This is a genomic window from Kitasatospora sp. CB02891 (genome assembly GCF_002803145.1).
GTDB classification, from domain to species: domain Bacteria; phylum Actinomycetota; class Actinomycetes; order Streptomycetales; family Streptomycetaceae; genus Kitasatospora; species Kitasatospora griseola.
This window is the reverse complement of sequence record NZ_NNBO01000001.1, coordinates 17,841-38,745: the sequence shown is the minus strand read 5'-3', so window position 1 is coordinate 38,745 and position 20,905 is coordinate 17,841. Positions and strand designations below refer to the sequence as shown.

The following is a 20,905-nucleotide window of genomic DNA, read 5'->3' as shown; positions in this document are numbered from 1 at the left end:
CGCCACGAACCGGCCCCCGGCGGCCGACGCGATCGACGTCGCGTCGGCCCGGCCGTCGGGCGGGCAGAGGTGCGGAACCGGGCGGGACCGGGCGGGACGTCGGCGGTGCGGCGCTGCACGCTGTCGTGCACCTGGGGTGCTCCACCCAGGCGGCTTACCTATTCGTGACCGATTCCCTCCGCCCGGCCGCTGCGTAGCGTCATGGACGTCAGCCCGACCCCGATCCTCTGGGAGCGCCACGATGCCCGCCTACGCCCTGGCCCAGGTCCACGCCGTCGAACCCTGCCCCGACACCGTCGAATACCTCCGGCGGATCGACGCCACCCTCGATGCGTTCGGCGGCCGCTTCCTGGTCCATCGTGGCAAGTTCGAGACGGTGGAGGGGAGTTGGGGAAAGATGGGGCTGATCCTGATCGAGTTCCCCGACTACCGGCAGGCCCGCGCCTGGTACGACTCGCCCGCCTATCAGGACATCCTGCACCTGCGCACCCGCCACATGACGGCCGACGCGATCCTCGTCGAGGGCGTCCCCGACGGCTACCGGGCCGAGCGCTCCCTAGCCGAGCACTGAGGGCTCCCGGCGGCGTCGAGCGTGGGTGCTCGTCGGGTCCGCCGGAACGCGAAGGCGCCCGGCGGGTGGAATACCCGCCGGGCGCCTGGTTCGAAGTCAGCCCTTCGACCTGGGCCCCTCAGCCGAGGTCAGCGCTCAGAAGCTTGCGCCGGAGTCGGTGAACGAGCCGGAGACACCCTCGTCGCCCGCGAACACCCAGCCGGCGATGTGGTCGACGCCGTGCGGGGAGACGACGGAGGCGACGCCCGCCTCGCCGGCGCCCTCCTCGTTCGCGATGAACTGGGCCTGGGCGAAGTGGGCCTCGGGGCCCTCGTGGAAGCCTTCGTGAGCGGAGGCGAGTCCGGCGCAGCCGATCACGAGGGGGGCGGCGAGGGCAGTGACGGCCAGGACACGCTTGACAGCACGCATGGAAATTCTCCTCCGAGTAGTTCGGTTGTGCGGCGGGGCCTGTGGTGACCCCGACGACTCCAGGACGACATGGGAGCCGGAAGCCTGCAACGGGGCTGTGCGTCCGTCTGGAGCTGACGAGGCGTCATGAACCCTTGTCCCGCCAGAGAAAGATCGGATCGTATGTTCACCCTTGGGTGGCTGCTCCAGCGGCGCAGCGGAGGCGGATCCCGGCTGCCGGCGTCGCCTGCCGGGTCGATCGGGCGGTGGGCCCGGTTCGGCTGCACGCGCGTCGGCGGCCGAGCGAGTCTGACGGATCGTCAGAAATGCCTTGATGTACGGTGGGTGAGATTTCAGACCTGTCGGGTCGCCGTGCCTCGTCCTGGCCGGTCCGGCCGTGCAGCTCCGGTCGTGCGGCGTCGCTCACGGGCGCCGCGACTCGGTGCGGTGGCGGATGGGGCGACGGCCGGTCCGCTGGGCCGGTCGGCGTCGCGCAGGTGGCCGCCTCGTCGAGCGTATGGTCGGCCGATGCTGCGGCCGCCGTCGGCCCGCCACGTCCCCGAGGCCGCGATGCGGCGAGCGGGGGTCGGCGGCGGCGACACTCCTGATCTCCCATCAGGACCTCATGATCCCGGCGGGACTGATGCCCGGTCGGCATCCCGGGCTGGCGCATCCGAGGGATTCCCTAGGACCACAGATAGTACAAACTGATAACTCTTGGTAGTGGCTGCACATAGTCAAGGGCATGACGAGACATTTCCGCGGACCGGGGCGGCTCAGATCCCGCACGGCCCGCCTCATCAGCGCCGCAGCCACTCTCGGTCTGGTCGGTACGGGTCTGGCCGCCACCCTCGGCGCCCAGGCCGTCGGCCCCGCCCCTCGCCGTGCTGCCGCCGCGCCGGAGCGTGTCCTGGCCACCGGTTCCCCGCTGCTCCAGGAGGACTTCACCGGTGCGACGGCGGACCCGAGATTCGTCGCGGTGGGCTCGGCCTGTCTCACCGGCGGACCCGTCACGACGCCCCTCCCGCCGGACGGCCGCCAGCTGACCGGCTGTCCGATCACGGAGATCGGTCCGGTGCCGCCGCTGGACAGCGCGCCGTTCGGCTACCTGCGGATCACCGATTCCGCCAACGACCAGAACGGCGCGGTGCTGTTCAACCAGGCACTGCCGGCCGGCAACGGCCTGGACGTGACCTTCGACCAGTGGCAGTACGGCAGCACCACGCCCGCCACCCCGGCCGACGGCATCTCGTTCTTCCTGGTCAACGGTGATGTCTCGCTCGCACACCCGGGGGCGTTCGGCGGCAGCCTCGGCTACGCGCAGAAGCTGCCCGACGACGACCCCAACCTGGCCATCCTGCCCGGCGTCGACCGGGGCTACCTCGGCGTCGGCCTCGACGTCCTCGGCAACTACTTCGGCGACTGGGAGCACCGCGGCAACGGCTGCACCACCCGTTCCCCCGCCGGCACGGCCTTCCACGTCCCGGCTCCCGGCCCCAATATGGTCACCGTCCGCGGCCCCGGCCACGACGAGGACGGCTACTGCTTCCTCACCGCGACGACCAGCAACTTCTCGACCACCGGCCCCTGGCCGTCGACGCTTCCGGGCCAACTGCAGGGCCCGCTGACCTTCCTCCCGCCCGACGTGACGCCGGCCCAGGCCCAGGCGCTGCTGGAGCCGTCCCGCCGCCGGGTCAACGTCCACCTGACCCCGGCCCCGGCCCCGGTGCTGACCGTCACCGTCGACTTCAACGACGGCACCGGCCCGCACCAGGTCCTCCAGACCCCGGCGCCCCAACCGGTCCCCTCGACCTACAAGTTCGGCTTCGCCGGTTCGACGGGCCTGTTCACCGACGTGCACCTGATCCGCAACGTGGTGATCAACACCGACGAGCCGCTGCCCGGACTCAACCTGGTCAAGCAGGCCCACCAGCCCCTGCCCGCGAACCTGACGGTCGGCAGCAAGATCCCGTACGACTTCGTCGTCACCAACTCCGGCAACGTCCCGATCGACAACCTCGCGGTCAACGACCCGAAGGTGGGCCCGGTCAGCTGCCCGGTGAGCGTGCTGCAACCCGGTGAGACGGTCACCTGCACCTCGATGTACACCGTCACCGCGGCGGACGTGGCCGCAGGCCACGTCGCCAACACGGCCCAGGCCACCGGTACGGCCGACGGCGACCCGGTGACCTCGCCGCCCGCGTCCGAGGACGTCCCGCTGGTGGACCCGCCGAGCATCGACGTCCTCAAGCACGTGGACGAGCCCGGCCCGTTCCACGTGGGCGACACCGTCCACTACACGTACACCGTGAGCAACACCGGCGGCACGCAGCTGAACAACGTCTCCGTCACGGACGACAAGGTCACCGGCATCACCTGCGACTCCTCGACCCTCGCCCCCCGAGGATCCCCCGGGGACCGCACACAGTGCCACGGCACCTACGTGATCACCGCCGCCGACGCGGACGCAGGCCAGGTCACCAACCACGCGGTCGCGCACGGCATCGCCGACGACCAGCCGGTCACCTCCCCGGAGACACAGGCCACCGTCGAGGTCGTCGGCCCGTCGTCCCTGTCCCTCGCCAAGGCGGCGGACACGGCAGGCCCCGTCCACGTCGGCCAGACCGTCACCTACACGTACACGGTGACCAACACCGGGCAGACGGTGCTCGACCAGCTCCTGGTCACGGACGACCACGCGACGCCGGTCACCTGCAACGCGACGACCCTGAACCTCGGCGCGAGCACCACCTGCCACGCCACGTACGTGGTGACCGCCGCCGACCTGGCGCTCGGCCACCTCACGAACAGGGCCGAGGCGGCCGCCACGAACCCGGACGGGGACACGGTTCTGAGTCCGCCGGCCGAGGTGCGGCTGCCCGTGGCGGGCGAGGCGCGGCTCGGCATCGAGAAGACGGCGGACTCCGCGGGTCCGTTCCGGCTGGGCGAGACCGTCCACTACACGTACACCGTCACCAACACGGGCACGCTGGCCATCCACGACGTCACGGTCGCGGACGACCATGTGGCCGGTGTGACGTGCGACGCGACGACGCTGAACCCGGGCGCGAGCACGCTCTGCCACGGCTCCTACGTCATCACGGCGGCGGACGTGCAGGCCGGTCACGTGACGAACACCGCGCACGCGAACGGCACCGGCCCGGACGGCGAGCCGGTGGCGAGCCCGCCCGACGACGCCACGGTCACCGTCGTGGGCGAGGCGGTGCTGTCGATCGAGAAGACCGCGAACAGCGCCGGCCCGTTCCACGTGGGCGACACCGTGCACTACACGTACACCGTCACCAACACCGGTACCAGGGTGATCCACGGCATCACGGTCGCGGACGACCACGTGGCCGGTGTGACGTGTGACGCGACGACGCTGAACCCGGGTGCGAGCACGCTCTGCCACGGTTCCTACGTCATCACCGCGGCGGACGCGGCAGTGGGTCACGTGACCAACACGGCGCACGCGAACGGCACCGACCCCGAGGGGCGGCCGGTGCAGAGCCCGCCCGACGACGCCACGGTCACCGTCGTGAGCGAGGCGCACCTGTCGATCGAGAAGAAGGCCGACAGCGCGGGCCCGTTCCACGTCGGTGACACGGTCCACTACACGTACACCGTCAAGAACACCGGCACCGTCGCCGTCCACGACATCGCCGTCACGGACGACCACGTGGCCGGTGTGACGTGCGACGCGACGACGCTGAACCCGGGTCAGAGCACGCTCTGCCACGGCTCCTACGTGATCACTGCCGCGGACGTGGCGGCGGGCCACGTGCTGAACAAGGCTCATGCGTCGGGCAAGGACCCCGAGGGTCGTGCGGTGGAGAGCCCGCCGGGCGAGGTGGACATCCCCGTGGTGGGCGAGGCCAAGCTGTCCATCGTGAAGAAGGCCGACGCCGCGGGTCCGTTCCGGGTGGGTGACACGGTGCAGTACACGTACACCGTCACCAACACCGGCACCGTCGCCGTCCACGGCATCGCGGTCTCGGACGACCACGTGACGTCGGTGACCTGCGACGCGACGACGCTGAACCCGGGCGCCCGCACGGTGTGCCACGGCTCGTACGTGATCACCGAGGACGACGTCGAGGCCGGGCACGTGACCAACAAGGCCCGCGCGAGCGGTGTGGACCCGGAAGGCGATCCGGTGGAGAGCCCGCCGGGCGAGGCGACGGTGGAGACCACGTCGGGTGCGTCGTCGCTGTCGATCACCAAGCAGGCCGATGTGTCGGGCTCCGCGCAGGTGGGTGACACCGTGACGTACACGTACACGGTGACGAACACCGGGACGACGGTGCTGACGGACGTCGCTGTTGCCGATGACCGGGTCGCGCAGGTCACCTGCGACGCGAGGACGTTGAACCCGGGTGGGAGCACGACCTGCCACGGGACCTATGTGGTCACGGCGGAGGACGCGAAGGCCGGTCACGTGATCAACACGGCGACGGCTTCGGGCCGTGACCCGCAGGGCCAGCTGGTGAAGAGTCGGCCGGTGTCGCTGTGCGTGACGGTCTCGGAGTGCCCGGAGAAGGAGAAGGGCGAGGGCTGCGTGAAGATTCCCCGTCCGACCGCGCCGCCGAAGCACGGCGGTGGTGGCGGTCACCTGCCGGACACGGGTTCGCCGGCGGGTCTCGCCGCGGTGGGTCTGGCCGGTGGCGGGCTGCTGACGCTGGGCGGTGTGCTGCTGTATCGGGCACGGCGCCGGGCGAACGCGGACCGGTTCGTGGGGTAACGCCCGCGGATTCACCGCTCGTTCAGTGCGGACCGCCCCCGGGGCCTTCGGGCTTCGGGGGCGGTCCCCTGCCGTTCTCGTGCGGGTGGTCCGGCCTGGGGAATGTGTGTGCGGGCGCTGGTTGTTGCCTCGGCTTGTCGGTGTTGGTCTGCGGCCCGTCGTGTGCTGTTTCTCGGTGTCAAGTGGGGGTGTGGTGGATGGTTTCGCCGGTACCCGGTCCTGTCGTCGGGCTTCGTCGCCCGCTGTTCGGGGCGGGGCCGGTGGGCGGGGGAGTGCCTCCGCTGTCGTGGGGCGGGTTTCTGGTGCAGATGTTTCCGTGGAAAGGCAGTGGTCCTTGTGGTTGTCGACCTTGAGAAGTACTTCGCGCGCATTGGCTGGGACGGTGGTCGGGCGCCGACGCTCGAAACCTTCCGCTCCCTGCACCGCGCGCACGTCATAGGCATCCCGTTCGAGAATCTGGACGTCGTCGCGGGCGGAGTGCCGTCGTTGGACCTCGACGATCTCCAGGCCAAGCTGGTCGAGTCGTCGCGGGGCGGTTACTGCTTCGAGCACAACAGCCTGTTCGGCGCTGTCCTGGAGCAGTTGGGCTTCCAGGTGACCCGCCTTTCGGGCCGGGTGCGGTACGGCGCGCGGCCGGGGGAGGAGCGTCCCCGGACGCACATGGTGCTGGCCGTCGAGGTACCGGGCGTCCCGGGCCGGTACCTCGCGGACGTCGGCTTCGGCGGCCTCGGCGCACTGCTGGAACCGCTGCCGATGGTCCCGGGCCAGGTGAACGAGGCCGGCGGGCGCCGCCACCGCCTGGTGGTGGAGGAGACGGAGGGCTGGGCGCCGGTGTGGGTGATGCAGGCCTTCCGGGGCGGCGAGTGGGAGGACCAGACCGCCTTCACCCTCGACCGGGTGCCGGTCCCGGACCTCAAACTGGGCAACTGGTTCACCGCCACCCACCCGCGCTCGCCCTTCCACCGACTCTTCGTCCAGCGGACCTTCGCCACGGGACACCACCTGCTGCTCGACACGAAGACTGTCACCCGGACCGGACCCGACGGAGCCGTCCACCACGAGGAGATCGACGACTCCGACGAGCTGCTCCGCCTGCTGGAGTCCGACTTCGGCATCACCCCACCGGCCGCCCTCCGCCCGCCGGCCGCCGTGGCCTGAACCAGCCCGCGCGGACGGGGCGGCATCCTGACGGCCCGTCGGTCCGGGGTGGGCGCCGAATCGCCCAGAGCCGCGGGGTGGGCCCATACCTGAGAGCCAGTCGGGAGGACAGCTCTGCGGGGTGAGGCCGACCGGCAGGTCTGCGTCGTAGGTTCGCAGTTGCAGTGATGGTCGGGGAGCCGGCGGCAGCCGTCGGGTGCTTCGGGGTTCTGGGCCCGTCGGCACACCGCTGCATCCGGCGACGCCCGACAACCGGTGCCCCGGTCGCCGCCGATCTGCCGGCCTGAAGGCAGCTCCGGGTGGCGGTGGTAGGGAGTCGATCGGTGAAGAGCGTGGACGATACTGGCCGGATGGACAGGGCCGACAAGCACAGGGTGCGCCGAGTGCTGAGCACCGTGCGGACGGACCTGTTCACGTTCGCTCCGCAGCCGATGCCGCCGATGCGTGGGCCGGGGCCGCTGAGGTGGTTGCCGCAGTTGGCGGTTGTCGTGGTGGCGGTGTTCGCGGCCGTCTACGCGACCGAGGACCTCGCGGTGAGGTCTGTCGGGGTGGCCCATGCGGTGTTGCCCGTGGTGGCGTTGCGGCGTCCGTTGCCGGCGTGGTGGGTGTCGCTGGCGATGCTGCCGGTGCTGTCCCTGCACGAGCCGTTGAGGGCGTACACGGGGTGGGCGTGGGCGGTGCACGCCGGGCTGTCGTTCCTGGTCGCGTTGCACAACCCGCTGCGGGTGATGGTCGAGACGCTGGTGTTGAGCGCTGCGTTGCTGCTGGTCCTGCAGGCGGTGCCGGGCGGGATCGGCCCGTGGTACTTCACGGCGATCGTGCTGGCGATGCTGGCCGGCGTAGCGGCGGCCGCGACGGCGGTCCACCGGACGCGGGAGGTCCGGGTGCTGCTCGCCGAGCAGGAGAGCGCTCTCGCGCAGGAGCGGGCGCACCGCACCGTCCTGGAGGAACGTGCCCGCATCGCGCGTGAACTGCACGACGTGGTCGCCCATCACATGAGAGATGTTCACCGGCGGCACCCCGCAGCAGTACCCCGACCGCTACCGCGAGGTCTCCCCGACCTCCGACGTCCGCCCCGGCCTGCCCCGCACCCTCCTCGTCGTCGGAGACCGCGACCGCAGCGCCCGCCCCGAGACCGTCACCGCCTTCGGCGACGCGCTCAAGAAGCAGGGCGTCCCCACCGAAGTCAGGCAACTGCCCTTCGCCGAGCACGCTTTCGACGACGCGTACGGCAGCCTGACCTCCCAGACCAGCCGGCAGATCCTCCTCGACTTCCTCACCGGCGACGCCCGCTGACGGGGGTCGTCCTGGGCCCGGCCGGGTCCGGGAAGCCGTGAAGACAGGGCCTCCGGTGCAGCTCGGGGTCCGCTCGAACGGGGCCCGGACCGGCTGGCCCGGGCTCCGGTCCGCCCGCTCAGACGCCGAGCTCCCGGGACTGTCCGGCCCACCGGACCACGACCGGCATGGCCAGGCCGGCCGCGACGAAGACGCCGCCCATCACCAGCCAGCCGGGGACGCCCCAGCTCAGGCAGAGCAGGCCGAGCAGGCCCGGAGCGACGGTGTAGCAGAGGCCCATGCCGATGCCGAACACGCCGGAGTACTGGCCCTGCGCATGGGCGGGGGCCAGTCGGAACCGCAACTCCATCGACCCGGCCGCGTGCCACAGCGAACCCACGGTGTGGACGGCGACGCCGGCCGTCATGGTCGCTGCGGCGGCCCAGCCCGGCAGGTCCGAGGCCATCGCGATGACCGCCATGCCGACCAGGAACGCCAGCCCGGCGCGCCGGGTGGCCCGGCCGGCGGCCTGGCCGCCCTTGATCCCGCGGCTGGTCCGGATCTGAAGGACGACCACCATCACGGTGTTGACGGCGAGCGCGATGCCGGCGAACCAGCGCGGTGCATGGGTGTGCAGGACCACCCACAGCGGCAGGGCGTAGGTCACCACCTCGCCCTGGATCCACAGGATGCCGTCCAGCACGACGAACGCCAGGTACGGCCTGTCCTTCATCGCGAGCCACCGGTCCGACCCGGTCGAGGCCGGCAACGGCTCCAGCCCGGGCAGCCGGAGCATGACGGCCGCGCAGCCGACGAAGGTCAGGGCGTTGGCCAGGACGAGCGCGCGGTAGGCGGAGCCGGTGTCGAGCTGGATCACCACACCGGCTGCCAGTGCGCCGAAGGTACTGGCCAGGAAGGCGGCCGAGCGCAGGTAGGAGCGGAACCTCGGCACCTCGTCACCGCCGAACCGGCGGATCATCGGCCCGCGCGCCGCGCCCCCCGAGGCGCCGGCCAGGTCGGTCACCGCCACCGCCGCCATGAACGCCACGAACGAGTGGGCGAACAGCAGCGACACCATGGCCACGGCCTGGATCAGCAGGGTGACCAGGAAGACGCCGTGCGGGCCGCGGCGGTCGGCGAGGTGACCGACGGGCGGGCCGGCGAGCAGGCCGACCACTCCGGCGACCCCGAGGCCGAGGCCGACCTGCTCGATCGGCAGGCCGATCACCCGCAGGGCGTACAGCGGCGCCGTGGCCAGGAAGGCCGCGGTGCCGAGCTGGTTGATGAAGCCTCCGAGGGCCAGTCTGCGCTGGGGTCCGGACTCGAGGAGTAACCCCCGGCGCACCAGCCAGGGCCGACGGTCCGGGGCGGTGTCCTCCTGGCAGTCGTCGGGGGACAGCGTGCTGGTCCGACTCACGTGCTACTCCTGAACGTCGATCACGGCTGGGCGGGGACGGACGGCGCGGCGCGGTGCCCGGGAGCGAGCCGCGCGTCGAACGCCTCGGCGAACCCCGGCGCGGGATTCAGCCGGAGTCGCCTCCATCGATCCGCTCACGGCGACACCGGTCTGCGAATCAAGGCTTCAAGATCATCTCAGGAGAGCGTGCTCGCTGCTCCCGTATCCGGCGATCCGTCAACAACGGGCCTTATCCGCTGTCGGGTTGCCTCCACCGGCCGTCCGTCCGGGCCGGGCGACGGCGGTGGCGATGGCATGGTCGGACCCGCCTGTCACCCGGGTTCCCGGGGCCTCTACCGTGGCGGTATGCGCACCGACCTTCGCTCCTGGGACGTTCTGTTGATCGGCGGCGCCTCGGGCGTCGGCAAGAGCCGCGCCGCTGCGGGCCTGGCTGCCGCCCATGGTGCGTTCACCGTCGAATTCGACGACGTGGTGGCCGCGCTCCAGGCGGCCACGACGCCGGCGACCCACCCCGCGCTGCACCAGTTCGCCGCCTACCGGGACCCGGAGGCGGAGCTGGGCCCCGACCGTGTTCTGGATCTGCAGATCGCCACCGCACACGCCCTGGACGAGGCCCTGCTCGGTGTGGTGCGCAACCGCTTGAGCGTGGACGCGCCCGCCATCGTGGAGGGCGACTACCTCACCCCTCGCGCCGCCGCACGGGCCGCGGCCGAAGTCGCCGCCCACCGCCGCCGCCTGCACACGGTCTTCCTCCACGAGGGCGACCCCGCGCGCATCGGCGCCAACTACGCCCACCGCGAGCCCGACCTGGGCCCCCAGCCCGCCCGGGCCCAGGTCAGCGCCCGCTACTCCCACTGGCTCGCCGACCAGGCCCGCGTCCACCGTCTGCCCGTGGTCGACTGCCACCCCTACGACACCCTCCCGCAGCGCCTGGCCGCCGCCCTGGCCTGACCGGCCCGCGACGGCCCGGGTGCAGCCCGCTTCGCGGCCGGGTCGTCAGGCGTCCTTCCCGGCCCGCAGCAGGCGGCGGATCGAGTCCGCCATCGCGACCACGAACGCGGCCCGCTGCTCCTGGGGGACGACGTCCAGCGACAGGTACGGGTTGAGGTCCTCCAGCTCCACGAGCAGCAGTTCCCCGTCGGTGGTGCGGCAGGCGTCCACCCGTTGGATGCCGTGGTCGAGGGTGTTCCAGTCGATGAACCGGCGGGCGAAGGCCAGGTCGGCCTGCGTCGCCGGGTAGGGCGTCAACTCCCAGCGGCGGGCGGGATCCGGTGCATGGAGGGCGTACTGGAAGGCGTCGTCGACGAAGTAGAACGACACCTCGTAGCGGAAGTCGACCAGCGGCTGGACGAGCAGCTCCTGCGTGCCCGCTCGCTCCAGGTCGGCCAGCTCCGCGCGGTCCACGACGGAGAGTCCGATCGAGTCGGCGCCGGCGGCCGGCTTCACCACGTACCGCTCGGCGCGCGGCAGCAGGTGGGCGTCGGCCGGCCGGTCGACGGTGGGTATGACCGGGAATCCGGCCCGGGTCAGCTCCACCAGGTAGCCCTTGCCGGCCATGTCGCCGCGGCCCGTCAACGGGTTGTAGACGCGGGTGGCGCGCGCACCGGCCTGTCGGCGGAACTCCTCGAACGCGTCCCGGTAGTACAGCACCGGCCCGCTGTTGCGCACGACGACCGCGTCGAAGCGGTCCATCAACGCGACCGCGTCCCGCGGATGGCACAGGGCCAGATCGAAGTCCTCGCGCAGTCGCGAAGACAGGAAGATGTCCTCGTCGCAGTACCGGCGTCCCTGCGCCGGATATGCGAGATCGGTGACGAACAGAATGCCGGAACGCTCGCGCACGACGCAGTCCTCTCCCGGTGGGCGAGCGGCCACTCTACGGGGCGACGCCACCACGGCCCCGACGCCGGCGCCTGGTCACGCCGGTCGGCTGCCCTGTTCAGCGGGCTGCCGGACCTGGAGGGCTGTGCTGCGGACGGATCGCACGTCCGGGCACTCGGGCATCGGCGAGCTACGCGTAGCGCTCGAACAGAGCGTGGAGGTACTCCTCCAGTCTGCTGCCCAGAAGGGCGGGGCTCAGGTCCGTGCGGCCGAGCTCGCGCCAGGGGACGGCGACCTTCTCCGCGTCCGGCGCGAAGGCCAGGGCGTCGACGACCCGCCAGTACAGGTGCGCCGCGCGCTGCTCGGCGAGGTGCCCGCCCGCGGCGAGGTAGCGGTCCGCGAAGGCCATTCCGAGGGAGACGCCGTGGAGCAGGGACAGGGCCGTCGAGCAGTGGGCCACATCGAGGTCGGCCGGTCCCCACGAGGTCTCCACCCAGTCGACCACACCGCTGATGCGGAGGTCGTCGCCCTGACCGTCGAAGAGGACGTTGCCCGGATGGAAGTCCCGGTGCAGGAAACAGGAGTCGTGAGCGGGCGGGTCCTGCCGGATGACGTCGACGGCGCGCTGCCAGAGCTCGGGCCGCAGCGTGTCCTGAGGGATCGTCACCCGCTCCGGCGACGTCCAGGCCTGCCAGGCCCGCGGCCTCGCGTCGCGCGGGACCTCGACCCGATGGATGCGCACCAACTGCCCGGCCAGCAGATCGGCCCGGCGTTCGGCGTCCCGGTCGTCCAGGCGGACGGCCCCGGGCAGCAGTGACATCAGCAGGGACGGGTGGTCGCAGTACGTCGCGGTCGCGTCCACGTCCAGGAGCGTGGCCGCAGGCACGTCCGTGGCCCCGAGCAGACGCAGGATCGCGGCTTCGCGGGACAGCAGACCGTCCGCGTGCTGGACGAAGAAGGGCTTCACGAAGGACCGCAGCACCAGGTCCCGTCGGCCACCAGGCCCCTCGATGCGGAGCCTGCGCATCTCCGAGGTCCAACCACCGCGCAGCCGCTCGTCGCCCGCTATCCGCTCCCCATCGGGGAGTTGACGCTCCACCCACGCCCGCGTGGCGCCCCGGCCCGGCACCCCGGGATCGCCGTCGAGTTGCGCTCCGCCCCCGCCTTCGGTCACGACGGGAGGCTATCGGAACCACGGACGACGCGTCCTCCGGGCCCGGTGATCCACCCGCACGAGCACAGGCACTCGTCCCCGTGGGTTCCCGGTGTTCCGGCGGCAGAACCGACCCTGGGTTCCAGGTCGGAATTGACTTGTCAGAGGGGCCATTTGGGGCTCTAGGCTCATGGTCATGACGACCGAGAACCTGCCCGTGACCATGCCCGCGATGCTGACCCGCCGTGCCGACGCCGAGACCTGCGCCGATCCGAGCAGCGTGATGACGCTGCTCGGCGAGTCGGATGCGGCGCTCGGCGGGTTCACCAGCTACCGCTCCAGTTTCGCCGCCGGTGCGCCGGGGGCGCCGGCGCACTTCCACACGAAAGCGACGGAGCTGTTCTTCGTGCTCGGCGGTTCGCTGCGGGTGCTGGTGGACGATCAGGTCACCGTTCTGAACGCGGGCGACTTCCTCGCGGTGCCGCCGCACACCCCGCACGCCTTCGCGGCCGCGCCGGGCGTGGAGGCCGACGTCCTGTTCGTCTTCACGCCGGGACTGGGACGGTTCGACTACCTGCGTCTGCTCGGCCGGGTCATGCGCGGCGAGGCCGATCCGAAGGAGATCGCCGAGTCCGCGGAACGCTTCGACAACCACTACGTCGACAGCCCCGTCTGGCGCGCTGCCCTGGAGGCCTCTGCCTGAGCGGTCGCGGACCGCGTCGCCGGTCGGGGTGCGGGGCGGGGTCGGCGGCGGCCGGTGGGTGCGGGCCGATTGGCAGGATGTCGATGCAATTAGGCATTTCCGCCGGCTCCGCCGGCCGGTCTCCCCGCGCAGAATGCACAGCAGAGCCGGCCGTGCGGCTCCCGAACGGAGAGATTCCCTGTGCGCTTCCTCGACTCCGCCTCCTTCACCGCCGAACGCCCGTGGGGCGCGCTCGACCTGGCCGAGCTGGACGACGCGACCGTCCGGCTGCACTGGACGGACCAGCCCTACCGGTGGCACGTCAACGACGGGCCGGAGGTGTTCGTCGTCCTCGACGGCGCCGTCGACATGCACTACCGCGTAGGCGGCGTCGAACGGGTCGAACGCCTCACCCCGGGCCGGGTGTGCTGCGTCGAGCGGGGCGACGAACACGTGGCCCACCCCGCCCCGGAGGCCCGCATCCTGGTGATCGAGAAGCGCGACAGCGACTGACCGGCGGCCGGACTGCTCGCCCCGTCGCGTCGGTCCTCCGACACACGTTGGCCAACGACCGTCCTCGGCAGGTGATTCGACGACGAGTCGGGCAAGGCGGACACCGGCACCGTGCTGCGTGCCCGCCCCTCGGCGGCGGGTCGGCGTGCGACGGCTGCCGGTCGCCGCGCCGCCCATCCCGCACGCGGCCGAGTGCGCCCGAGCGCCGGAATGCCCGCCGCCCGGACGGAGTTGGAAAGGCGGACCGACCCGTCCAACTCCTGGAGCAGCGCCGTGACCCGTTCGTTCCTGTTCCTGCTCGGCAGTGCCCGCACGGGCGGCAACACCGAATTGCTCGCCCGGGCGGCCGCGGATCAGCTCCCGGCCGGTACGGAGCAGCGCTGGTTGAACCTCGCCGCGCTCCGGCTGCCCGATTTCCGGGACGAGCGCCATGGCACGGGCGATGCCGGGGCGGTGGGGGAGAGCGACGAGGAGCTGCTGCGCGAGGCGACGGTCGCGGCGACCGACATCGTGATCGCCTCCCCGCTGTACTGGTACTCCGTCTCCGCCCACACCAAGCGCTACCTCGACCACTGGAGCAAGTGGCTGCGTACCCCGGACCCCGGCTTCCGGGCGGCGATGGCCGGCCGCACCCTCTGGGGCGTCACCGCCATGGCGCACGCCGAGGAGGGGGCGGCCGAGCCGCTGGTCCTGACCCTCCACCACACCGCGGCCTACCTGGGCATGCGTTTCGGCGGCGTCCTGCTGGGCCACGGCACCCGCCCCGGCCAGGTCCTCGCCGACGAGGACGCCCTCCTGCGCGCCAAGACCTTCTTCACCCAGTCCCCGCCCCCGGCGCGCTTTCCCTGGGCCTCCTGACCCGCCGCCACCTGCCCGTCCTTCCCGACCGCCGACGGTGCGTCAGTGCCGTCCGGGCCCGATCTCACAGTCCGAAAGCCAACCCGGCGGTCACGCCCGCGGCCACTACGAGCACGGCGTTGAGCGCGATCCGGCGGTCCCCGCCCGTCAGGTGGACGGCGATCGCACCGCTCTGCAGGAGCACGAACCCGACGGCCGCGGCCGGCGCCAGCGCGGGGGCGATGCCGGTCGACGGGGGAAGGACCAGGCCGGCCGCGCCGAGCACCTCGACCACGCCCAGCGTCCGCAGGGCCGGCAGTGGCACCCGGTCGACCCAGGCCATCATCGGCCGGAGCCGATCACGGCTGCGGACCGCCTTCAACGTGCCGGCACAGACGTAGAAGGCCGCGAGCAGCCCCGCAACGACCCCGTAGGCAATGTTCATGACTCCCCTTCGCAACTCGCCGTCACAACTCCCTTTCATGACGTCCGCTCACGGCCCCTCCGCACGGCTGCCGTTCGCGGCCGGCCACTCTCCTTCGGTGGCCGGCTCGGTCGCGTACCGGGCCATCGCGTCGGCGTTGACCTGCGGTGTCAGCGGCCGTCCGTCGGCGAGCGTCCGCTGCAGGTCGCGGAAGTACTGCACGTACAGGTCGGGTGTGAACGTGCTGAGGAGGACGGCCGGTTGGTCGGTCGGGTTGGCGAAGGTGTGCGGGGTGCCGGGCGGGACCATCACGAGGGTGCCCGCGGTGGCGTCGTGGCTCTCGGCTCCGACGGTGAACCGCACGGTGCCGGACAGGACGTAGAAGCCCTCGTCGTGTCGGGCGTGGCGGTGTTGCGGCGGTCCTTGGGTGTGGGGGGCCAGGACGGATTCGGCGACGGCGAGGCGGTGTTCGGTGTGGCTGCCGTCCTCCAGGATGCGCATGCGCGTGGTGCCCAGGGCGATGGTCTCGCCGTCGCCGGGGCGCACCACCGATACGGCGGGACGGTCGGGCCGCGGTGCGCGGTTCTTCGTTTCGTCGGTCATGTCCACGAGTCCACCGCCGGGAGCCCGCGGCTGTCCAAGACCTGTTCCGTCGGGCCGATACCCCGCGGATATCGTGGCAGCGTGGAGCTACGGACCTTGCGGTACTTCGTGGCGGTCGCCGAGGAACTCCACTTCGGCCGGGCCGCCACCCGACTGCACATCAGCCAGCCGCCGCTGAGCCGGGCGATCAGGCAGTTGGAGGGGGAGGTCGGCGCGCCGCTGCTGATCCGCTCGCCGGCCGGCGTCGCCCTCACCCCGGCCGGTGCGGTACTCCTCGACGAAGCCCGGGCACTGCTCGGGCGCGCCGACCGCGTCCGGGCGCGGGTGGACGCGGCGGCGGGGGCCGCGAGGCTCACCGTGGGCATTCTGGACGACGGCGCGGACCCGGCCGCGGCAGCGCTGGCGGCCGCCTTCCGCCGGAGCCATCCCGGTCTCGACATCCGCGTCCGTGACACCGACCTCGCCGATCCGACCTGCGGCCTGCGCGCCGGCCTGGTCGACGTCGCGCTGACCCGCGCGCCCTTCGACGAGACCGCCCTGACGGTGCGTACGCTGCGCACCGACCCGGTCGGCGTGCTCCTGCGCACCGACGATCCCCTCGCCCGCCGGGGCGGGCTGCGGCTCGCCGAGCTGGCCGGCCGCCGCTGGTTCCGGTTCCCCGAAGGCGCCGATCCCGCCTGGCAGTCCTACTGGGGCGGCGGCGAGCCGCGCGAAGGCCCGGTCGTGCGCGCCGTCCACGAGTGCCTGCAGAGCGTCCTGTGGAACGCCACGGTGGGCCTGGTCCCGCTCGGGCACCGGCTGCCGCCCGAGCTGACCGCGGTCCCGCTGGTCGACATGCCGCCCAGCCGGGTGGTGGCGGCGTGGAACGAGGGCGACAGCAACCCGCTGATCCGGTCCCTCGTCGACACCGCGATCGCCGCCTACCGCCGCCGCTGACCACCCCACCACCTGCGGCCCGCTTCCCGCCGTGCCACGCACGACGGGAAGCGGGCCGCAGACCTCAGTGCGCACGGCGCAGGGTCAGAGCCGGAACGGGTTCGCGTTGCGCGCCGCCAGCAGGAGCCAGGCCGTGGCCCCCGTGTGCAGCGACGCGTAGTACAGGTCGCCCATCCCAGTGTCCAGGCCGTCGCGGGACGCGGCGACCAGGCCGTAGCCGTCATGGTTGGGCGCCTCGCGCTGCGCCCGCTCCAGGCTGTCGACGAAGGCGGCGACGGTCGGCGCGTCCGAGGCGCGGCCGCGCAGGTTGAGGGCGGTCAGCACCTGGGCGGTGCCTTCGAACCACACCTTGGTGCGGTCCGCGCTGCTGAACGCCATGCCCTGGTAGGGGCCGTCCTGGGCGGTGTGGTTGGCCAGGGCCCAGTCCAGCGCCCGGGAGTGGTCGGGGCTCAGGGTGGCGAGGTAGCTCCACGCCTGGATGTCGGCGGGCACCACCTCGTCGGCGCGGTGCACCCCGTCCTCCGTGGTGCCCGTCCACAGCCGGCCGTCGTCGGCCTGCATGCTGGCCACGAAGTCGAAGGCGCGCCCCGACCGCGCCGACCAGTCGGCGTTCCCGGTGAGCTGCGCGAGCATCGCGAAGAACGCGCCGACGTCGATGTTGTGCTCGGTTGCCTTCCACGTCAGCTGCCGGATCAACGCGCCGGAGTCGTTCCACAGGTAGCCGCCCGTGTAGCCGCCGGCCCCGCGGTCGTCCGCGGTGTTCGTCTGGATCCAGTTCGCGGCCCGCAGCGCACCGTCCAGGTACCGCTGGTCGCCGGTCGCCCGGTACAGCTGCGCCCAGGCCATGCCCACCCACGCCATGTTGCCGGTGTAGGTGGAGAACCCGCCGATGTACGGGGTGCCGCTCGCGGTGATGAACGGGTTGGGCAGGTACGAGGAGCGCAGGCGGCCGTCGGCCAACGGGTCCCGGTCCTGCGCCTCCAGCAGCGCGTCGCCCAGCGTGCGGGCGCGGCCGATGTCCGGCGCGTACCCGCTCTTGACCAGGGCGATCGCCATCAGGGCGTCGTCGTAGACGAAGCTCGACTCGAAGCCGTTCTCGCCGAACTGCGCGCCGGGGGAGAAGTAGCCGCCCCGGTAGCTGCGCGGCAGGCCGTGCGAGACGGGGGCGGGGTAGTCGTTCATCCGGCTGCGCAGGAACGAGTACGCCCTGTTCGTCGAGGTCGTGCCGATCACCTGCCACCCGACCGGCACCGCGGGCGCGGGCTCACGGGGCGCCGGCGGGCCCGGGACGTACCGGTAGCTGTTGATCTCCTCCACGGCGCGGTGGGTGGAGCCGCCCAGCGGCAGCTCGTAGAAGTCGACGGCGACGTAGTTGGGCGTCTTGCGCGCCGCAGGCCCGCAGTAGTCCCTGGCCCGCTCCAACAGCTTGCCGCCGTTGTCGATCGCGGCGGTCAGGATCGTCGGCACGTTGCGGAACTGGTTCATCACGAACAGCGGCACGAAGTTGGCGCCGGGCGACGCCGTCGTCGTCAACGGCCGCTCGCCCCAACGGGAGTAGCACTCCCACTTGTTGCCCAGGTCGCCGATGCTCCAGTAGTTCTCCACCGTCCACGTCCGCCCGTACGCGACCCCGCCGGCCGGAGTGACGTCCCTGTCGGAGAACAGCAGCAGCCGCTTGTTCGCGGCGCGCATCGCATTGAGCGTGGGCCAGCCGTTCGCCCGCACGCCCTGCTGCTCCGGGTCGAAGATCAGCTCGCGCAGGCCGGCGACCTGGTCGATGGCGTGGTCGAGCAGCGCACGGTCGGAGACGTAGTCCTCCAGGAAGACCGTGACGACCGGCTCCGTCCCCGCGGCGACGGGCTCGTTCAGGAAGCCGACGACCCGGGTCATCAAGTCCCGGAACTTCCACGGCAGCGGACCGGTGGGGTCGTCGGGCCCGGTGCTGCCGGTCAGGCAGTTGCCCCCGTGACAGAGCACCACCTCGTTGTCGACCGTGGTGACGTCGAGCATCAACCCGCGGACGCCCTCGGAGAGTTGACGGTTGATCGAGCGGCTCTGATTGGTGGCGAACAGGAACATGTCCTCGTAGTTGTTCCACGCGTTGTGCGTGGTGAGGAACGTCGCCTGATCGAGCCGCGGATCGGCGGGCGGCGCGGCCTTCACCAGGCTCGTCGAGGTGAAGTACCAGGCCGTGCTGTCGTCCGCGCTCCCGCCGACCACCAGGCGCGCCTTGTGATCGGTGCCGGGGGAGGCGAGATAGGCGTTCTGGCCGGGGACCTTCACCCGGTACATCTCCGCACCGACCTCGTCGAACACCCAGTCCGTGCGCTCTCCTTCACACGCCAGCAGCTCCGTCGAAGCGCCGTCGGCGCTGCGCCCCAGGCAGTACGCGCCGTTGACGTTGCTCTTGATGCGGTAGCCCTCCCCGCCGGGCTCGAACCACCACTCCTGCTCGCTGTCGCGCTCGTAGGGCTCCTGCCGGATCGCCTTGCCCACCGCCATGTCACCGTTCTCGACGGCGACGGACAGCCCGCTGCGCACGTTCTGCAGCTGCAGCGGCCCGTACTTGCCCGGCGGCCCCTCCACCGCCCCGGCGACCCCACCCGGCCCGGCCACGCCCCCCAGCACCCCGGCGAGCGCCAGCAGACACCCCGCCACCCGCACTCGACCACGCCCGCGGCTGCGTCCGCGCCGCAGTGACCCCGACTGCCCCACCTGAACCCCCAAGATCGACGATCTCCACTTTCCCTCCATTTGTATCCACCTCCACCCCCTCCCAGTCATCACCCTGCGGGCACATCTCCTGGACCTTTCGGGCACACCTGTCGGACCTTCCGGGCACGCCCGCCCTCCGCCGCCGCGTACGACCAGCGCCTTCGCGTCGCCGGCGGACCGGACGGGGCGAGTCGCCCTGCTACGGCGACGACATGGCTTTCCTTTACCTCGCCCGAGTCCGGGCGCGGCCGCTGCCTTCGCCTTCGCCGCCCGTGGATCGTCGCGCACCCGAGGACAAGCCACCCATGCGCGAACGCGCCTGCACCGCCGGCGACAACGGTGCCGGCAAGACCACCGTCCTGCTGCGCCTGCTCACCGACGACCTGTTACCCGACGTGGCCGGCTCGGCGGCGGCAAGTACCGACTCGCGGGGCCGTGCCCCGCCGCTGCGGGGCCGCACCGTCGTCCCGCTCGGCCGGGTCGACGCCTGCTGGATCAGCTCCGGCTCGGGATCCCGGTGCGGCTCGACCCGACGTGGCGATCGCCGCCGCCCAGGCCGACGCGGCCGTGACGGCCGCCTGGCGGACAGCCTCCGCCCACCTGACGGGCCGTCATTTGTATATGGTGCCCGGCTCCGGGGTGCCCGGGGCGAGGAGCTGCCCGACAGTGACGAAGGTGTAGCCCCGGCCGGCGAGCGCGTCGAGGATGGCGGGCAGCGCGGGAACGGTGCCCTTGTGCAGCGGGTGCAGCAGGACGATGCCGTCGCGCGCGGCGCCGTCCAGGACCCGCTTGGTGATCAGCGCGGTGTCCTCGGTCGCGTAGTCCTGCGCGGTCACCGTCCACAGCACCTGGGCCATTCCGAGTTCCCGTGAAATCTTCGAGACCCGGTCGTCGGTGCGGCCCTCCGGCGGACGCATCAGGGTGGGCCGCTGCCCGGTGACCTCCGCGATGGCGTCCGCGGTCCGGACGAGTTCCTCGCGCACCTCCGCGTCGGGCACCTCGGTCAGCCGGGGGTGGTTCCAGGTGTGGTCGCCGATCTCGTGACCCTCCCGGGCGATGCGCCGCACCACGTCGGGGTACGCGTGGATGTCCCGTCCCTCCAGGAAGAACGTCGCCGGGGCCCGGTGCTGCGCCAGCAGGTCCATCACCCGCTCGGTCGGTTCGCCCGGACTGCCGTCGAACGTCAACGCGATGCACTTGCGCTGGGAGCAGTCCACCCGCCCCGCCGCCGGCCCCGCCTTCGCCCGCTTCCGGGCCTGGCCCGGATCGACCGTGACCATGGCGAAACTGCGGATGACCACCACCGTGACCAGCGCCGCGACGGCCAACACCGCCACGCACAACAGGACGTAGAACCTCGGTCCCCGCTTCGCCATCCTCATGGGGCGAACCCTACATTTACGTTTTCGTCCGCTTTCCTGGGCCCGGACATGGTGGGGCCGGCCCGATGACGCCCCGCCGGCCCCGGGGTTGCCGCTGGCGGCCAGGTGCTGGGGGGCAGGGTCTTGTCTGATGTTCCGACGAACCGCATGCGAAGCGTGGTCGGTGTCCGGTACGTTGCACGAAGGTGTGCCGGGAAGCCTGGTCGGCGAACAAGGGACAGTTGTGTCCGCGGGCCGGTCCGGGGGTGGTGTGTGGCGCTCGATGCGGGGTTCGCCGGCGCGTCGTCGGC

General features: G+C 72.0%; 18 protein-coding genes. 9 read left to right on the top strand and 9 right to left on the bottom strand.

The window, feature by feature from the left end:
* Positions 1-241 precede the first annotated feature (241 nt).
* Positions 242-571, top strand: coding sequence for a DUF1330 domain-containing protein (locus tag CG736_RS00190; protein WP_100584093.1), 330 nt, complete (start codon positions 242-244; stop codon positions 569-571).
* Positions 572-706: 135 nt separating this feature from the next.
* Here CG736_RS00190 and CG736_RS00185 read toward each other — a convergent pair whose 3' ends face one another.
* Positions 707-979 carry a hypothetical protein gene (locus tag CG736_RS00185; RefSeq protein ID WP_100584092.1) on the bottom strand — a complete coding sequence of 91 codons (273 nt, stop codon included), beginning with the start codon at positions 977-979 and terminating at the stop codon, positions 707-709.
* A gap of 724 nt (positions 980-1,703) precedes the next feature.
* Here CG736_RS00185 and CG736_RS00180 point away from each other — a divergent pair.
* Complete coding sequence (locus CG736_RS00180; protein WP_100584091.1) at positions 1,704-5,699, top strand: LPXTG cell wall anchor domain-containing protein; 3,996 nt, start codon at positions 1,704-1,706, stop codon at positions 5,697-5,699.
* A gap of 327 nt (positions 5,700-6,026) precedes the next feature.
* Positions 6,027-6,857 carry an arylamine N-acetyltransferase gene (locus CG736_RS00175; protein ID WP_232733705.1) on the top strand — a complete coding sequence of 277 codons (831 nt, stop codon included), beginning with the start codon at positions 6,027-6,029 and terminating at the stop codon, positions 6,855-6,857.
* A 511-nt stretch (positions 6,858-7,368) separates the two neighbouring features.
* Here CG736_RS00175 and CG736_RS37270 read toward each other — a convergent pair.
* Entirely contained in the window at positions 7,369-7,668 is a 300-nt protein-coding gene (locus tag CG736_RS37270; RefSeq protein WP_157815329.1) for a hypothetical protein, read from the bottom strand.
* Positions 7,669-7,859: 191 nt separating this feature from the next.
* Between CG736_RS37270 and CG736_RS00165 the strand changes: the two genes are divergently transcribed.
* Positions 7,860-8,153: an alpha/beta hydrolase gene (locus tag CG736_RS00165; RefSeq protein ID WP_100584088.1), complete on the top strand. Its 294-nt coding sequence runs from the start codon at positions 7,860-7,862 to the stop codon at positions 8,151-8,153.
* 118 nt (positions 8,154-8,271) lie between these two features.
* Here CG736_RS00165 and CG736_RS00160 read toward each other — a convergent pair whose 3' ends face one another.
* The gene (locus tag CG736_RS00160; protein ID WP_198520302.1) at positions 8,272-9,549 is read right to left on the bottom strand and encodes an MFS transporter; all 1,278 of its coding nucleotides are present in this window, start codon (positions 9,547-9,549) and stop codon (positions 8,272-8,274) included.
* A gap of 345 nt (positions 9,550-9,894) precedes the next feature.
* Between CG736_RS00160 and CG736_RS00155 the strand changes: the two genes are divergently transcribed.
* A complete protein-coding gene (locus CG736_RS00155) occupies positions 9,895-10,500 on the top strand; it encodes an AAA family ATPase (protein ID WP_100584087.1) in 606 nt (201 codons plus the stop codon).
* Positions 10,501-10,545: 45 nt separating this feature from the next.
* On the opposite strand, the gene CG736_RS00150 is transcribed toward CG736_RS00155, so the two are convergent.
* Together CG736_RS00150 and CG736_RS00145 are read right to left on the bottom strand one after the other, a co-directional pair.
* A complete protein-coding gene (locus CG736_RS00150; protein ID WP_100584086.1) occupies positions 10,546-11,391 on the bottom strand; it encodes a hypothetical protein in 846 nt (281 codons plus the stop codon).
* Positions 11,392-11,560: 169 nt separating this feature from the next.
* The gene (locus tag CG736_RS00145) at positions 11,561-12,544 is read right to left on the bottom strand and encodes a phosphotransferase family protein (RefSeq protein WP_100584085.1); all 984 of its coding nucleotides are present in this window, start codon (positions 12,542-12,544) and stop codon (positions 11,561-11,563) included.
* A 175-nt stretch (positions 12,545-12,719) separates the two neighbouring features.
* Between CG736_RS00145 and CG736_RS00140 the strand changes: the two genes are divergently transcribed.
* The 3 genes from CG736_RS00140 to CG736_RS00130 all read left to right on the top strand — a co-directional run bounded on the left by CG736_RS00140 (position 12,720) and on the right by CG736_RS00130 (position 14,576).
* Positions 12,720-13,226, top strand: coding sequence for a cupin domain-containing protein (locus CG736_RS00140; protein WP_100584957.1), 507 nt, complete (start codon positions 12,720-12,722; stop codon positions 13,224-13,226).
* A gap of 180 nt (positions 13,227-13,406) precedes the next feature.
* Positions 13,407-13,718, top strand: coding sequence for a cupin (locus tag CG736_RS00135; RefSeq protein WP_100584084.1), 312 nt, complete (start codon positions 13,407-13,409; stop codon positions 13,716-13,718).
* A gap of 273 nt (positions 13,719-13,991) precedes the next feature.
* The gene (locus CG736_RS00130) at positions 13,992-14,576 is read left to right on the top strand and encodes a flavodoxin family protein (RefSeq protein WP_100584956.1); all 585 of its coding nucleotides are present in this window, start codon (positions 13,992-13,994) and stop codon (positions 14,574-14,576) included.
* 64 nt (positions 14,577-14,640) lie between these two features.
* Here CG736_RS00130 and CG736_RS00125 read toward each other — a convergent pair whose 3' ends face one another.
* Complete coding sequence (locus CG736_RS00125) at positions 14,641-15,000, bottom strand: DoxX family protein (RefSeq protein WP_100584083.1); 360 nt, start codon at positions 14,998-15,000, stop codon at positions 14,641-14,643.
* Between the two features lie 48 nt (positions 15,001-15,048).
* The gene (locus tag CG736_RS00120; RefSeq protein ID WP_198520301.1) at positions 15,049-15,582 is read right to left on the bottom strand and encodes a cupin domain-containing protein; all 534 of its coding nucleotides are present in this window, start codon (positions 15,580-15,582) and stop codon (positions 15,049-15,051) included.
* An 81-nt stretch (positions 15,583-15,663) separates the two neighbouring features.
* Here CG736_RS00120 and CG736_RS00115 point away from each other — a divergent pair, with 81 nt between their 5' ends.
* The gene (locus CG736_RS00115) at positions 15,664-16,518 is read left to right on the top strand and encodes a LysR family transcriptional regulator (RefSeq protein ID WP_232733704.1); all 855 of its coding nucleotides are present in this window, start codon (positions 15,664-15,666) and stop codon (positions 16,516-16,518) included.
* Between the two features lie 84 nt (positions 16,519-16,602).
* Here the strand turns inward: CG736_RS00115 and CG736_RS00110 are convergent, their stop codons facing one another.
* Together CG736_RS00110 and CG736_RS00105 are read right to left on the bottom strand one after the other, a co-directional pair.
* A complete protein-coding gene (locus tag CG736_RS00110; protein WP_198520300.1) occupies positions 16,603-19,176 on the bottom strand; it encodes an RICIN domain-containing protein in 2,574 nt (857 codons plus the stop codon).
* A 668-nt stretch (positions 19,177-19,844) separates the two neighbouring features.
* Positions 19,845-20,615, bottom strand: a complete 771-nt coding sequence (locus CG736_RS00105) for a polysaccharide deacetylase family protein (protein WP_100584079.1) — start codon at positions 20,613-20,615, stop codon at positions 19,845-19,847.
* Positions 20,616-20,905 lie beyond the last annotated feature (290 nt).